This is a genomic window from Mesorhizobium sp. WSM4976 (genome assembly GCF_029625685.1).
Taxonomy (GTDB): domain Bacteria; phylum Pseudomonadota; class Alphaproteobacteria; order Rhizobiales; family Rhizobiaceae; genus Mesorhizobium.
The window spans coordinates 1-13747 of sequence record NZ_JARTVT010000038.1 but is presented as its reverse complement, the minus strand read 5'-3'; the positions used below and the strand labels follow the sequence as shown (position 1 = coordinate 13747).

The 13747-nt window shown below is 55.6% G+C and carries 14 protein-coding genes and 2 pseudogenes; 7 read left to right on the top strand and 9 right to left on the bottom strand.

Features of this window, described 5'->3' with window-relative positions; all coding sequences use genetic code 11:
• Positions 1-3: 3 nt before the first annotated feature.
• From P9272_RS32035 to P9272_RS32025, 3 genes and pseudogenes are all read right to left on the bottom strand, one after another.
• A pseudogene (locus P9272_RS32035) lies at positions 4-560 on the bottom strand (recombinase family protein).
• A gap of 234 nt (positions 561-794) precedes the next feature.
• Entirely contained in the window at positions 795-1499 is a 705-nt protein-coding gene (locus tag P9272_RS32030) for a hypothetical protein (RefSeq protein ID WP_278164005.1), read from the bottom strand.
• 173 nt (positions 1500-1672) lie between these two features.
• Positions 1673-2071 carry an MAPEG family protein gene (locus P9272_RS32025; protein ID WP_278164003.1) on the bottom strand — a complete coding sequence of 133 codons (399 nt, stop codon included), beginning with the start codon at positions 2069-2071 and terminating at the stop codon, positions 1673-1675.
• A 1083-nt stretch (positions 2072-3154) separates the two neighbouring features.
• Here P9272_RS32025 and P9272_RS32020 point away from each other — a divergent pair.
• Both P9272_RS32020 and P9272_RS32015 read left to right on the top strand, forming a co-directional pair.
• A complete protein-coding gene (locus P9272_RS32020) occupies positions 3155-3517 on the top strand; it encodes a hypothetical protein (RefSeq protein WP_278164001.1) in 363 nt (120 codons plus the stop codon).
• Between the two features lie 103 nt (positions 3518-3620).
• The gene (locus P9272_RS32015) at positions 3621-4883 is read left to right on the top strand and encodes a hypothetical protein (protein ID WP_278163999.1); all 1263 of its coding nucleotides are present in this window, start codon (positions 3621-3623) and stop codon (positions 4881-4883) included.
• A 32-nt stretch (positions 4884-4915) separates the two neighbouring features.
• On the opposite strand, the gene P9272_RS32010 is transcribed toward P9272_RS32015, so the two are convergent.
• The 3 genes from P9272_RS32010 to P9272_RS32000 all read right to left on the bottom strand — a co-directional run bounded on the left by P9272_RS32010 (position 4916) and on the right by P9272_RS32000 (position 6446).
• A complete protein-coding gene (locus tag P9272_RS32010; RefSeq protein ID WP_278163997.1) occupies positions 4916-5467 on the bottom strand; it encodes a hypothetical protein in 552 nt (183 codons plus the stop codon).
• A 71-nt stretch (positions 5468-5538) separates the two neighbouring features.
• Positions 5539-5865, bottom strand: coding sequence for a hypothetical protein (locus P9272_RS32005; RefSeq protein ID WP_278163995.1), 327 nt, complete (start codon positions 5863-5865; stop codon positions 5539-5541).
• Entirely contained in the window at positions 5862-6446 is a 585-nt protein-coding gene (locus tag P9272_RS32000; RefSeq protein WP_278163993.1) for a hypothetical protein, read from the bottom strand. The genes P9272_RS32005 and P9272_RS32000 overlap by 4 nt, the downstream gene beginning before the upstream one ends.
• Before the next feature lie 216 nt (positions 6447-6662).
• On the opposite strand from P9272_RS32000, the pseudogene P9272_RS31995 reads away from it, so the two are divergent.
• Both P9272_RS31995 and P9272_RS31990 read left to right on the top strand, forming a co-directional pair.
• Positions 6663-6888, top strand: a pseudogene (locus P9272_RS31995) (MucR family transcriptional regulator); the annotation flags it as partial.
• A 100-nt stretch (positions 6889-6988) separates the two neighbouring features.
• Entirely contained in the window at positions 6989-7384 is a 396-nt protein-coding gene (locus tag P9272_RS31990) for a hypothetical protein (protein WP_278163991.1), read from the top strand.
• An 84-nt stretch (positions 7385-7468) separates the two neighbouring features.
• On the opposite strand, the gene P9272_RS31985 is transcribed toward P9272_RS31990, so the two are convergent.
• Positions 7469-8056 carry a recombinase family protein gene (locus tag P9272_RS31985; protein ID WP_278163990.1) on the bottom strand — a complete coding sequence of 196 codons (588 nt, stop codon included), beginning with the start codon at positions 8054-8056 and terminating at the stop codon, positions 7469-7471.
• 248 nt (positions 8057-8304) lie between these two features.
• Between P9272_RS31985 and P9272_RS31980 the strand changes: the two genes are divergently transcribed.
• The 3 genes from P9272_RS31980 to P9272_RS31970 all read left to right on the top strand — a co-directional run bounded on the left by P9272_RS31980 (position 8305) and on the right by P9272_RS31970 (position 11405).
• A complete protein-coding gene (locus tag P9272_RS31980) occupies positions 8305-10140 on the top strand; it encodes a DUF262 domain-containing protein (RefSeq protein WP_278163989.1) in 1836 nt (611 codons plus the stop codon).
• A gap of 164 nt (positions 10141-10304) precedes the next feature.
• On the top strand, positions 10305-10808 hold the full coding sequence (locus P9272_RS31975) for a hypothetical protein (protein WP_278163988.1): 504 nt from the start codon (positions 10305-10307) through the stop codon (positions 10806-10808).
• A 42-nt stretch (positions 10809-10850) separates the two neighbouring features.
• Positions 10851-11405 (top strand): hypothetical protein, encoded by a 555-nt coding sequence (locus P9272_RS31970; protein ID WP_278163987.1) that lies wholly within the window; start codon positions 10851-10853, stop codon positions 11403-11405.
• Positions 11406-11561: 156 nt separating this feature from the next.
• On the opposite strand, the gene P9272_RS31965 is transcribed toward P9272_RS31970, so the two are convergent.
• Positions 11562-12680 (bottom strand): hypothetical protein, encoded by a 1119-nt coding sequence (locus P9272_RS31965; RefSeq protein WP_278163986.1) that lies wholly within the window; start codon positions 12678-12680, stop codon positions 11562-11564.
• A gap of 138 nt (positions 12681-12818) precedes the next feature.
• On the bottom strand, positions 12819-13313 hold the full coding sequence (locus tag P9272_RS31960) for a hypothetical protein (RefSeq protein ID WP_278163985.1): 495 nt from the start codon (positions 13311-13313) through the stop codon (positions 12819-12821).
• Between the last annotated feature and the right edge of the window lie 434 nt (positions 13314-13747).

Below are 13747 nucleotides of genomic sequence, written 5' to 3'. Positions count from 1 at the left end.
CTGTCAGGCTGCGGCGGTGTCCTCATTCAGGATTCGATATACCTGCATCCGTGAGCAGTTCATCACCTTCGCGATTTCCGTGGGGCTCCGGCCTTCGCGACGCAAAGCGAAGACCTTTTCTCTGTCGAGCCGCGGCGTCCCACCCTTGTAGACGCCGTCGCGCTTGGCCTTCTCAATTCCATCCCGCTGCCGCTCTTTGATGCACCGTCTCTCCATCTGAGCGACCATGCCAAGGACGGTCAGCACGATGTGGCCCATCTCGCCACGGGTCGAGACATGCGGTCCAGGACGGTCACGAACGCCCCTCGTTGCTCGCACTCATGGATCAAGTTCAGAACGTCGCGGGTGTCGCGGCCGAGCCGATCCAACCGTGTCACGACCAGTTCATCTCCCGGCTGGAGAAAGTCGATGATGGTGGCAAGTTCGGCCCGGCCATCCCGGCTGGCTCCAGAGACCTTTTCCGATCGGATGATGCTGCACCCTTCGGCCCTCAGCTTGGCAATTTGGGTGTCAAGGTCCTGATCGACCGTGCTGACGCGAGCGTAGCCTATCCGGCTCATTGGTGTCACCTCAAGGTTTAGGCCCCGAGGCTACCTTGTCAACACAAACAGGCAAAAGGTGTAGCGCAATTCAGCTATACGATTGCCATTGGATCCAACCCCAAGATCGTTGCGGAGACCAGCAAAGTCTTGCGCTGATTGCGTGGTTATTCCCATTTGCATCGGGTGGACAGTGTGCACACTCCAACCACCCTATGACCCAATGCGCCCTTCTGGAGGCGTGTCTGTCGCGCATTAACTTGCGGCACTCAGTTCACCCTTCCGAGATGCGAAGGCGAGCAGCCACGCAGCCCAAATCACATTTAAGACCTCCGCCGCCTCGATGCCGATTACGTGCGCTGGCGAAAAGCCTTCAGAACCGGCGGTCCAGCCTTGCACCCAGTAAGCGAGGCCGGAGAGCGCCATCAGGTATGCTATGGGCCGCGGGATCTTCGCCGCTAGGGCTACTGGGACAGCGAAGAGGACAAAAGCGAGCCCCAACGCGAAGGCCTCGTAGCTCCTCGTCCCCCACTCCAGCCAACGGACGGCCTCAGCAGTTGCAAACCGAGCCGCCTTCTCTGCCTCGGGAGCCTTCTCCCAAGCAACCACGGCCTGCTTGAGTGCAACTCCGTCCACCGCCAGTACGACTCCGTACAGCGTAAAACTCACCACTGTCAAAGCCGCGCCAAATCGCCCGGTCCACTTGGCCGTTTCACCCTGGACGTCAAGGCCAAAGAACAGCGCCAAGAGGCCCGCCAGCAGGATGGCGGTGCAAGCGAACTGGGCTACATGAACGATATTCCAAGTGCCGCTGGCGGCATACCCTTCAAAGATGACGGGATGATTGTTGGCATCCCCACCAGTATGGAACAATGTAACGATCACGTAGAGAATTTGCCCCACTAGGAGCAACGAAGCCGAAAGACGCAGCGTCAGTGGCCGATCTGTGTTGTTTTCCACGACGGTCCTCCCCACGAACCATGCGGCGTTTTCGAGTTTCCGCGCCCCGCCTAGAGAGTCAAGAGAAAACTCTTGGTCGGCATGGACCACGCTTCCCTAGTGGTCAAAATCTGACGCTTGGTACCGCAGCAATTCTCGGCTGAGAGATGGAGAGTGGCGATCGGAATGGAGCGCTACACCGACCAAGCCGATGCGAATAAAAGAAGCACGATTCCAATGAATGCGACGTTCCAGACCAGCGAGCGAAGCAGGGGGACACCCGCTGCATAGAGCAGAAGGTAAACCAATCTCGCCGAAAAGTAGAGACCAGCTCCCCATTCACTGAGGGCGTTCTCACGGCCGAGCGCGTGAACAAGGAAGACTGCAGCCACGAACACCGGAAACGTCTCAAGGAGGTTTCGAAGCGCTCTTTCCAAGCGCCCCGGTACGCCTGTCAGCGGAGGGACTTCGGCGTCACGAGAGCTGGCCGTCCAACGATAGCCTCGCTGAAGGCTGGCTGCGTGGGAGGAGATAACAATTTGGATCAAACAGAGCACGCAGCTCGCTGCAAGCATCGCCAGCTCGAAGTTCATTCAATCCTCGCCTGCCCATTCTTCATGGACTTTACCAGAACCGCACGTCACGTGTCTGTCCTCCGCAGCCGGAACAGATATCCCGCATGGGGCACCAAGCGTAAGACTTTCACCACTAGTGCCTAGGCTCGGCCTGCTGGCTGGCCGAGTGCTCAGAGTGCCTTGCACCGCAACCTGACTAATTCTGGTAAAGGCACCAATTCCGTTTTCGCGCAACATCCGCCGATTGCGCGCGATCCTCAGATTGGGAGAGCTGCGGCCGATCTGACCGCCAGTCTCATGCGCTGACCAGTCGGAGGCAACCAGGATGTCCAAATTCAAAGAGGCCTTGAACGCGGTAAGAAAGCTCACCATCAGCAAGAAGAGCGAGCGGATGGGAATCCTCCAACGGTGGACTTTGGCGCGCAAGCCAAAGCTTGGCTAAACGAGGTCGTGGTTGCATCGCTGGAAGCGGCCAAAGCTGAGGTGGTGGGAGAGGTGACCATCGACACAGACACCACGTCACGCCGCCAAGCGAAAGCCTTAGCGCCCTCTGTTCGGCTTCGAATCTACAGGAAGGGAGGATTGGAGGAGAACGCCAGAAGGGCATTCACGGTCAGCGTACCGATAAGTGGCGAGGTGTCAGTTTCTGCACCCGGCATGGTGGCAGAGAATGTAGGAACCATTGCGGATAGATCTGACCAAAAGTTCCGAAACTTCCTTGCGTCACTGATCGAGGACGCCAACAAGGGCACTTAGTAGGATCGATCTACGCGGCGGTGTCGCATGGTCAGCCTTCTCTTTGACGGCATGAACTTCCCCTCGTGAATGCTGGAGGTTCATGCCAATTTTGCTGACCCAAAGGCATCGTCAGGACGGAAGAACCGTCCGGTAATTGATCGGAATGCTGTCCGGCTTCAGATCGGAACGCTGTCCGGATTTTGATCGGAATCCCCTCCGGTCAATTCCTGGAATCCGCACCCGTACCTGTGAGAAGCGGAACTACTAAAGCGGCGGTCCGCTTTCATCTAGCTGGGCATGAAGCTTTCGATTCTAGACTTTTCGCTCAACTCAACGCATTCTTCTTCTCGGGAGAGATGGGGTATGGGGAAGCCTGCTCAGCTATGGGCTCACCGGCAGCGAAGGCCATTGTGGCGTTCGCTTCTTCGGGCTCCCTTTCCGATTTCTCTGGCGCTCCTTGGCGCAGTGTCCCTCGCATGCGTCGCGACAGACATCCAGCGCCTGCTTCCAAGCGTTCATTATCCCGGCACCTCATCGACCACCATCGCAGTGCGCAAGGTGGGTTGTGACATCAAGGGGAACATCAATGCTCGAGGCGAGCACATCTATCATGTGCCCGGTCAAGAATATTACTCGGCGACACGCATCAACCCAGCCCGAGGCGAGAGATGGTTCTGCTCCGAATGGGAAGCGTGGTGGGCTGGGTGGCGAAAGGCCAAGGTATGAAGACAATGGCTATGCGGCGTTGAGGTGAAATAGTGACGATCACCTCTGTGGGCACCAAGCTTAGCCTTTGGCCATCCAGTCTGTTCGATCTGTGGGAACTGTAATGTCCCGGTACTTCGCGAACGAGGCCGATTTCCACCAGCGCCTTATCGATAATTCCGACGCCTTCCCTGCTGTGTTTCGGGGCACACCAGCGGCCCACACATTGTTCTGGGCTCATGAACTTACACTGCATGACGCTGGTCGCGGCGGGGGAAACGGAAGTGCAGACTTGTTGACCGTCGATGAGACCGGGATGGTGTGGCTCATCGAGGTAAAGTTCAATTTCTCGCTCGAATCTGGAACACAAGTTTGGCACGGCCAACTCGCGCGGTATCGCAAAGCGTTGATGACAATGAGCTGGCAGGAGATCGTGCGCTACACGCATCGATTCCTCACAGGCTTCGAACAAACCAAACCTCAGCTATTGCTTAGCAGGGATGTAGTCAGCCTCGATGAATGCATCGTCGAGTGGCTGGTCGCGGTTCAAGCTGACGCGGTCTCGGCCGTCTCGATCGTGTCGAACATGGCAGAGAGGCTACATTCTGGCAATTTTGGAATCATGCTGGTATCGGATTACTTCAACGCATCAGATCTTGCCGCAGCTCAGTCCTTTGCGGACTCAGTGCATAGCGGCCCGGTGGCATATGCAGTCGTCAATCCGGATCCGACTGGTTTCCATTGGCACGTAAAATACTTGCGGCCGGAGGTCGATCAGAGTTCGGTCACGGGGGCATATGTCACGAGCGATTTCCTGCCAGAAAAAATGCCGCTAGTTACACCAGGGCGGCTTCGCTCGCTTGTATCTCCGGCCTGCCGCAATCTGCTCGACGACCTCGTTTATCCTCGTCTTCACGAGCTTGGATGGAACGAGCGGCACGTCGCCAAGCGCAGTGCGTTCGACGCTATTATTCCGGTAGATGGAAAGTCGCTTCCTTTGTTGGTCGTCGGAACATCTGAATTAGACGCGAAGGCACTAGCGCGTCATACCAAAATCGACGGTGGCCAAACGCTCAAGATCAATCCGCGGTTCAAGGCAGTTTTGAATCATACCGGCAATCTGGCCTTCGTGAACGTATACATGAAGCGCTTCTACGAACTGGGATGGCGTGGTCGTAGGCGAGAGAACAAGCATTTACGCTGGGGCGTGACAGATGTCTCGGCCGACGAGATCAGAGCATCAGAAGCTGCGATGATCTATTATCCTTTTGAAAACCAGCGGGATCATAGCGGCAGAGAAGGCGACGCCGAAAACCTGTCGAATTTCTTTACCGCTTTCGCGGAAATGATCGCGTCGATACCTGAAGCGACACTAGATGGCGGTTAGCGCCTTCTCGGTGACGACGGCCGCCCGAGCTTTCACGTCGAGCCTAGCGCACGGCGGAGGTTCCCAAGCTCTGAAACCAGTCGTCCGCCAGTGGTTTTGAGCGACTTCACTGTTTGGTCAGCTTCGCTCTGTTCAACAACAAGAACCGTGCGCTGCGGCTGCTTTGATCGGAACGCAAGTGTCCGCAGCACGAGCAACCAGTTTCCTTGTCGGTCAAGCACAACCTTGCCGACGCCGTGAGCCAGCGACGAGCGCAGGTGCTCGTGTAGACGGAAAGCCGACAAGGCTGCTGCGGCTGCCTTGCCTTCCGACGCAAAAGCCCCGGTCGGTCCAATCAAGGCCGCCAATTCTTCGAAGCGCTGTCCCACCAGATGAGGCAGTTTCACAATAGCGCCCTGCCTCGAGATATTCGCCAGCGTCAGAAGTGTCTCGCTAACGCCCGCCTCACTCCGCGCAAAAATATCGAGGCAACGCCCACGCCATGCGTTTGCAGCGGTCAGAGCAATAGGCCACTGATCGTCACTGGCAATAGGGTTAATGGTCTCTCGGCGTCCATTCGGTTGTCCTCGGAATAGTGGCATCAATATCGGTAGACTCCTGCTATCATCTCATATAGACGGCCACCAACCGCGAAGACTCTCGGTGGGCTAGACAGTTATAGATCTCCAGTCTGAAAAAACTGTCGAACTCGCTTAATGAATGCTTTGAAATCCTTATTTTCATCAGCGAGACGGCTGCACATGGCCCATTCAAGGTCGAGCCGTTCCCGAGCAGGGATAAGTATTTGACTTTCTGCCGGGTTCGTTACGTCAAGCTTTATAAGCCCGATGCCGTGCATCGCGTATAGGATGCGCAACTCTTTGAGGGTGTTGACCCCCTCGATCTCTGCCGCGACAAGATAGCCGAGATTTGCCCACGACGAGTTCGAGACCGCTTGAAAATAGGTCTCTCGCGCGTTTGATCGGTTCACCAGCATCTTCACTTCAAATGACCAAAGGCGGAGTCGTTGATCCCGGCTTTCTCTGATGGCAGAAACCACTTCCGGGTTAGCCCGGCCGTGAGGTCCTCAATTCCAACCACGTCGGGAAAAAGCCACCTGTTTCCCCCTGATCCGCCGGTGTTTGACGACCTTCGTTCGTCGATTCGCTCAGCCCGGATGCCCTGCTCGCTCAGAAGGAAATCAACGAGCATCGGATAAAGGTCATGCTCTCGGATTTTTGGTGCTTCCGGGTCAGATTGGGGGGCCTTGCCGACTTGCTCTGCCTCTTCGACCTCGGCTTCCTCCGACTTCGCCGTCCAATAATATAGGCGTGGGCGAACTCCCTCTGTCGTGCGTAGCTCAGGATACCGTTGCTCCCATCCGGGTCGGTTGGCTCCGATTTCCGCCACAAGCTGATTCAAAAGCTGGGTTTGATTTGCCAGCGATGCGCTGGCTTGCAACTTCTCGGCGGCCTCGTGTGGATACTGTTCGCAGATCCACTTCGCGATGTCGCGAGCCTTGAATCGCTCGTCCGGCCTTGATGCGAGTAGCTCAAATACTCGCTTTCGCAACTCCAACGTCATGGCTCTCTCCGCTTGTTGTCTTGAAAGAGTAATAGATGCGAAATCTTAGCAACCCATCAATCGAAGAGGAGGCTAGACTGGCTGAGCTTCTGCCGAGGTTCGGGTCTCGGTGTGTCGGGTATAAGGCGTTGCATTTTCCCGAAGTTGAAAGTACGAACACACCTAACCTACGCACTCATTTAGGGGATCAAAATTGGACACCGTTACTGAGCAAACGTGAATTTGTTGGAACTTACCGCAGAGATTGTCGCGGCCTACGTCCAAAAGAATGCTGTGCCCACGACAGGGCTACCAGACCTAATCGCCAGCGTGAATTCGGCCTTGGCCGGAGTTGGCAAGCCGGTGAAACCGGCAGAGCCTGAGCTCGTTCCCGCTGTCAACCCGAAGAGGTCAGTGGTTTCCAGACTACATCATTTGCCTTGCGGACGGGAAGAAGTTCAAAGGCTGCAAGTCGGCGGCCAATGTCTCAAGGTTAACTCGATGGCAAAGCTGCTGCGTCTGCCGGTCGTGCGCGGCCCCTACAAAAAGAAGGAGATCGCGTAATGCAGAATGAGCGTGCCCAAATCCTAGCTCTTTACGATGAGCTTGTTTCTGAAAAGCTCTATCAGTTCCCGCCGAAGCGCGAGCACTTGCCCAAAGAAGTCACTTCGGCCCATGGCGTGTACATCATCTATGGGGCAGATGGACAGGTGCTCCACGTCGGCAAATCGAGCCGAGGAAAACGGGGCGTATTTCAACGCCTAATGAATCATCTGGCCGGTCAGTCTTCCTTTGTGAACTTGTATTTCAAAGGCGACAAAACGCAGGTTAGGGCTTGCGGCTTCCGCTTTTTGTCAATCGACGATGCTCGCACGCGAGCGCTTGTTGAAGCATATGCAACCGGCTATCTATGTCCTGCGCATATAGGCTTAAATGAAACAGTCAAAATTTCAAACTGACCCACTACCAGTCCATGGGGCGACCTTCGCGCAAATGGATGGCGAGCCAGCTCCGATTGGTGCCGCCCGAGGTTTCGCACCCCTCTACCGCTGACGTTGCGCAAGAGGGTCGGGCGAGCCGCTTGTCTCGTCACCCTGTAGAATTCGATAGACCTGCATTCTCGAGCAACCGACTGCCCTCGCAATTTCTGAAGGTCCCCGCCCATCTGAGCTCAATTGAAGAATTTGGTCGCGATCGAGGCGACGCTTGCCACCGCCGTATGCACCATCCCGTTTCGCCTTTTGGATGCCTTCTCGTTGGCGCTCCTTAATGAAGCGCCGTTCCATTTGTGCGACCATGCCCAGCACGGTCAGCACGATGTGGCCTATCTCGCCCCGCGTTGACACATGCGGGTCAAGGACGGTCACGAACGCACCTCGTTGCTCGCACTCATGGATCAAGTTCAGAACATCGCGGGTGTCGCGGCCTAGCCGGTCGAGACGGGTTACGACCAGTTCATCTCCCGGCCGGAGAAAGTCGATGATGGTGGCAAGTTCGTCCCGGCCATCCCGGCTGGCTCCAGAGACCTTTTCCGATCGGATGATGCTGCACCCTTCGGCCCTCAGCTTGGCAATTTGGGTGTCAAGGTCCTGATCGACCGTGCTGACGCGAGCGTAGCCTATCCGGCTCATTGGTGTCACCTCAAGGTTTAGGCCCGAGGCTACCTTGTCACAAATAGTCGCTGTCAACTCCGATGTTACGCGTGGCGATCAGGAGCTGGTTACGTCGCGCCGGGGTATGCCCTGATGTTATTTTTCGGCCTTCGAACCCGGGGCGCAATTTCCGTGCCGTCCACCTTGACGTTGTTGATCCCGTGCATCGGTGCTGGTATTCCCGCGCGTAGCTATTTAAAGGTTCCATGGAGGCTATCGGGGGGATCATGGCGAGAATCGAAAACCACAAATACAGCATTCAGCAAGCGTTTCAGGAGTGCTTTTACATCATTCCCGACTATCAGCGCGAATACGTCTGGACCGATAAGGAGGTCAATCAACTCCTCGATGACATCAACGAGCAGATCGACGGAGGCCATGAACGCGAATATTTCATTGGCACCGTTCTGGTGTCTCCGACCGAGCAGAAGACGCACTATGAAGTTATCGACGGCCAGCAGCGCCTGACTACGTTCTTCCTTCTGCTATGCGCCATGAAGCAAATGTTCCGAGGCGAAACGCAGCACCAGATCATTAACGGCCTGATTTCGACCAGCTACGTTGACAAGAGCGGCGAAACACGGACTAACCTCAAGCTGGAGCCGCGATACGAAAACGCCGGTGAGGTCATTGCCAAACTGGTGGAGTTGGACGCCAATCCACAAGCTGTTCGAGCCGGTATTCAGGCGGCGGGCATCACGAGCTTCGGATCACTGGAGAATCTGATCGACGCCTATAGCGCCATCTACCGCTATCTGGAAGACAACTACGAAGATAAATCCAAGCTGAAGAAGTACTGGGGCTATTTGGCAAACAACGTCGTGTTCATCCAAATTTCGACCGACGTCAGCAGCGCACTCAAAATTTTCGAGACTATCAATGAGCGCGGCGTGGGCCTGAACCCGATGGATCTTCTCAAAAACCTGCTGTTCACACAGGTTCCGCAAGCCCAGTTCACCCAACTCAAGAACGAATGGAAGAAGATTACCGGCCCACTGGAGAAGGAGAAGGAGAAGCCGCTGCGATTCCTTCGCTATTTCTTGATGGCCAACTACGTCATCGAAAACGACCGCAGCGACGCCGTCGTGCGTGAGGACGAGATTTACGACTGGTTTGTCAATAAGGACAATGCCGCCCTTTGCGACTACCGCAATAAGCCGTTCGAGTTTGTCCGCAAAATCATCCGCAATGTGGAGAGCTACATTTCTTTCGGCAAAGGGCTTGGCAACGATGGTAAGCTGAACATCCCCATGGATAGCCTGAAGCGGCTGACAGGCGGCGCATTCAGCCTGCACTATGTTCTGCTCCTTGCGGCCGCGCCATTGCCAAAGGCCTTGTTCGACCATTTCGTCGCCCAACTCGAAGGTTTTCTTTTCTATTACATCTTTACCAAGACCCCGACGAAGGACTTGGAGCGGAATTTCTCGCTGTGGGCCGATGAGCTACGGAAGCTCGCCGCCATGACCGATCCGGTCGAACAGCGCACCGCGCTCAATACGTTCGTCGCGGACCATTTCCAGAGCAATATGGAAGCGAAGGCGCAGGAACTGTCCGATGCGCTCAAGCGCCTTACGCTTCATACCATGCAGCAATACCGGACCCGTTACCTGCTGGCCCGGCTCACCCAGCACGTCGAGATGGCGTTCAACGGTGTAAAAACGCCCGGTAGCCTAGGTTCGTTCACCGGCCTTGAGATTGAACATATTCTGCCGAACACACCCACCGATGCGTTGCGCGTTCAATGGGCCGCCGAGAACTCCAATGCTCTCTATGACGACTACAAGAACCGGCTGGGCAATCTGACGCTTCTGGAGAAGCCGATTAACATCGTCGCGGGGAACGATTTCTATTCGGGGAAAACGGCTGGCTATCGGAAAAGCGGCAACTACCTGACCCGCAGTTTGACCGAGCTTACCGAGGTTGGTCAGAACAGCTCTGTCACCAGAATCAATAGAATGCTGAATTCTTATCCGGCGTGGAACGCCAAATCGATTGATGATCGGCATGGCAAACTCATCGAATTGGCGAAGGATGTCTGGCGAACTACACCCCTCGACGGCTGAATGTGTTGCTGAGTACGTTATCTTCCGGCCGAGCCCCCGCGCCGGTCGTTGCACCGAGCATGTCGGCCGGGCACCGCTTTCCAAACGCTCACGGGGACGACGCTTGAAGCGATACTTGGTGGTGGAAAACGAACAAATAGGACAAGTAATCAGGGAGACGCGAGTTGACAGGGTTGCGCCAATTGCATTTGTGGTTGGCGGGGAACGGGGGGACAATGAAGTATAGCTGCACTGTAATTGCGACTGTTCTAATATGTGTGATTTTGTCCGCTTGCCAGACTGCTCCGAAAGGCCCCCTTCCGCCGAACGACTTCACTTTCAACGCACCGCGCGCAAAAACGAAAGAGGCGATTGTCGCCGCGTTCCTTCCACGGAACTATCAGATCGTTAGGGACAGCGACCTGCAGTTGGTAATGGACCGGCCCGCCAACGACAATTTCGGGGCACAATTGCTTTTCGGATCGCAATTCAATGGTGTGCCCAACGCGAGGGTGATGCTAACCTTTCTTGGGGACAATCCAACAAACGTCAATGCTCGGCTCTTTATAGTCACCAATCCCGGCAGCGGCTTCGAGCAGCAAACCGATATTACAAATAACGCTGATGGCCGAGCATCCATTGCGAAGGCCATGGCAATTGCTCAGACGACGTTGGCCGCGTCTAAGTAGTCGTCGCTGTTCAATCTCCGTACGGAACCACACCGGCTGGCAATGCGAAAAACAGTTTACTCACTTCTCATCGGGCTGTGCCTCGTTGTGCCAGCCCATGCTCTCTCGCTTCAGGACGCTGTGGATATCCGTTACGCCAGCGAGGTATGCCGCCTGCCCCTCACCGCCACGGCGAAGGGATTGCTCAAGAAGCTTTATCGCGGGAATCCAGCGGAGTTCGAGCGGCTGTACGCCCAATATGATGGCGCGAACGTCTCCGAGTCTTACTGCTCTCGGGTTCAAAAGGGGTTCGGAAAGGACATATTTGGCAAAAGGCACGATGCTTCGGTCTCCACACCGATCCCCGCGGCAGATGGCGTTGCCCCGGCAGGTTCTCTACAAGGCTACGCTAATCGTTGCCGTTTGAAGCTGACCGACAAGGCCGTGAGTTACATCTCCATTGCGCGCAAAGCGAATTTGGACGGGTTCAATTCCGCGAAATTAGCCGCCGGACAGGATCCCAGCCCCTGCGAGGTTGTCGTCGGCTATTTCGTCAAAGGGGGCGAGCTGTACGACAATTTTGGTTTCAAAGTTATCGAGACGCCAGAACCAGAATAGTGGACGAGGCGTTTGCAACTCCGGTACTAGGACGTTTGGGCATGCAGTACCGGGTGCTCATTCTTTACGGCGCTCGGCCATCCCAACATAACCCGCTCGCCTCCTCCTTTCTCACCCGGTCTACCCTTGTGTGACCAAGGCAAATCACGCTGGCAATTATTGGAGCGGCGTAGTCGCACTGTTAGCGCAGTGGTTTGCCGCGAAATGCAGCACTTTCCTGCTTGATGCTAGCGACGTCTGACCGAACATAGGGTGGTAAGGTGATCGAAATGCAATGGTAAATCGGAGAGAACCGGCTTTGGAGAGAAGCGCCTTGATCCGGTCGCGCGGGACCTCAGTAACCACTTCAGACACCGACGGGTCCGCCTGCCAGATGGTAGGTGCGTGGTCGTCCCATTGGAAGCCATCAGTCTGAACACGTAACCCTAGGACGGCGTCTGATAGCTTTGATACCGGCGCAGTAACGAACATCGAGAGGAAGAGGCGGCCTCGAAGCCTTTCCACACAGAACAGGTTTATCTGTGCCTCTCGTTCGTAATCTGACGCAGTTCGCGAAAACGCCTCGAAGCCGTCATCTCGAAAATCGAGCCTCCAAGCCGACTGCGTCAGCGGCATATGGCCCGTCAGCATCTTGAGTACTCGCGGCTCGCTCTTTTGAAACCCACTTTCTGTTTCTCCGGGGTAACGCGTGATCCCCCACCCTTCGGCATCTTGCCGGGAGAACCAAACGATCTTATCGGGCGCAACGTAGGTGATGAAGGCGGAGATGCTTCCATAGGAGACACCGTGATCAACCGCGTGACTGCTGATCCTGTCGTTGCACGCTTGATCGGGCCGCCCGCCTTGGGAACATGAGTGCTGTCCGAGAAGACCACCCTCTTCAACTGTGCGATATGCGCCCGCCACGAAGACTATCGACGCACAAGCAGATGCACAGTGTGCCCCGTTGGGAACAACTGTCTGCATTGGATGCAAATCCATCAACGCGGATATCCTGAAAGCCTCGTCAACCAATCCGCCGGGGCTGTCAAGGAGCAACACGGGCATACCGTGAGGCAAACTGGGAACAGTCGGAATGAGCCTAGCGAATTCATCCGCCGCTCCCTCCATGATTGGACCGGACATGCGCAACACAGTGTGCCCCCGCCATTGTTCGAGCTGCAATCCGTCCGCGTTGGCTTGGGAAGTCGATAAAAAAAGCCAGATCAAAGCAAAAAATGCGCAAATATTATGCAATGAATTGCTATCAGTTCTTCGGCGCTTTGGAGGGAACATTATCGGCCCATCCTCCTGAAACGGATAGGGCTATGGTTAAGAATGCCGAGACACACCCGATGAGCTTCATAATCGTCCCCCAAAGACATTCCGTATGCTTTAATCGCCCGAATTGACCCCTGTCGGCAAGACCGCGGCTCAGTTAGTTCCATAGCTGAACGTGCCACAGAGGCTTGGGCTGTTGATGTCGTGTGGCGCGTCCTTTGATCCAAAAACGGCCATCCCAAGCAGCTGAGAAGCGCCATACGACGATCTCTCGAGGAACACGATGTAGCGGGCCGGTTCAGATTTAGGATCACCGCAAAGGGTATTGCCGTTTTCAAGAGCGCCCGGATCGCTCGACAATCTGAACATTTCGGCGGTCGCTTTATTGCCGCTGGTTTCGTCCCACAGTCGCCAAGATGCACCCACTGAAGTCAGACCAACTTTTTTGCCGTTTCCGAATGTGATTACCATTTTGCTGCCCGGGACGGCAAAATCTGGATTCCCCGAGAGCCGTATAGCGCCGGTGATTGACTTGGCAGTGCGGCTATACGGCTCGAATTTGCGCTTATCCTGCCAGATGTGGTGCTCCGGAGCTGACTGGGCCAACGCTGGACCCCAAACGAGGCAGACCGCGGCTGCGAAGGCCATCGGATATCTCCGCTGTAAGGTCATGATTTCAGAGCCGTCACCAAGCTATGCTCCGCCCGACGCTATCTTTGCTCGCAACTCCTTCAGCGTAAGGCAGGGCCGTTTTCGATGAATCATTCGATGGCAGTTGGAACATACCAACGCTAGATCCTTAAGAGCAGTTGGAGTCGAGATGCCCTCTCGGCCGGATAATGGGTCGATATGGTGGCATTCGATATAACCGGCCCCGAGCTTCCCGTACGTCTCTTCGAAATCGAATTGGCAAACCATGCAGATCGCGCCGTGGAAGTTCTTAGCAGCCGCTACAATCGCCGGGTTTCGCGCAATTACCGTGACTTCGCGACGAAGTCTGGCACCCTGGCCTGCTGCCGGTTTTTCGGACACCAGGTTAAGCTAGCATAGCTTGCTCCTCGAACTCGACGGGGCTCAGATAG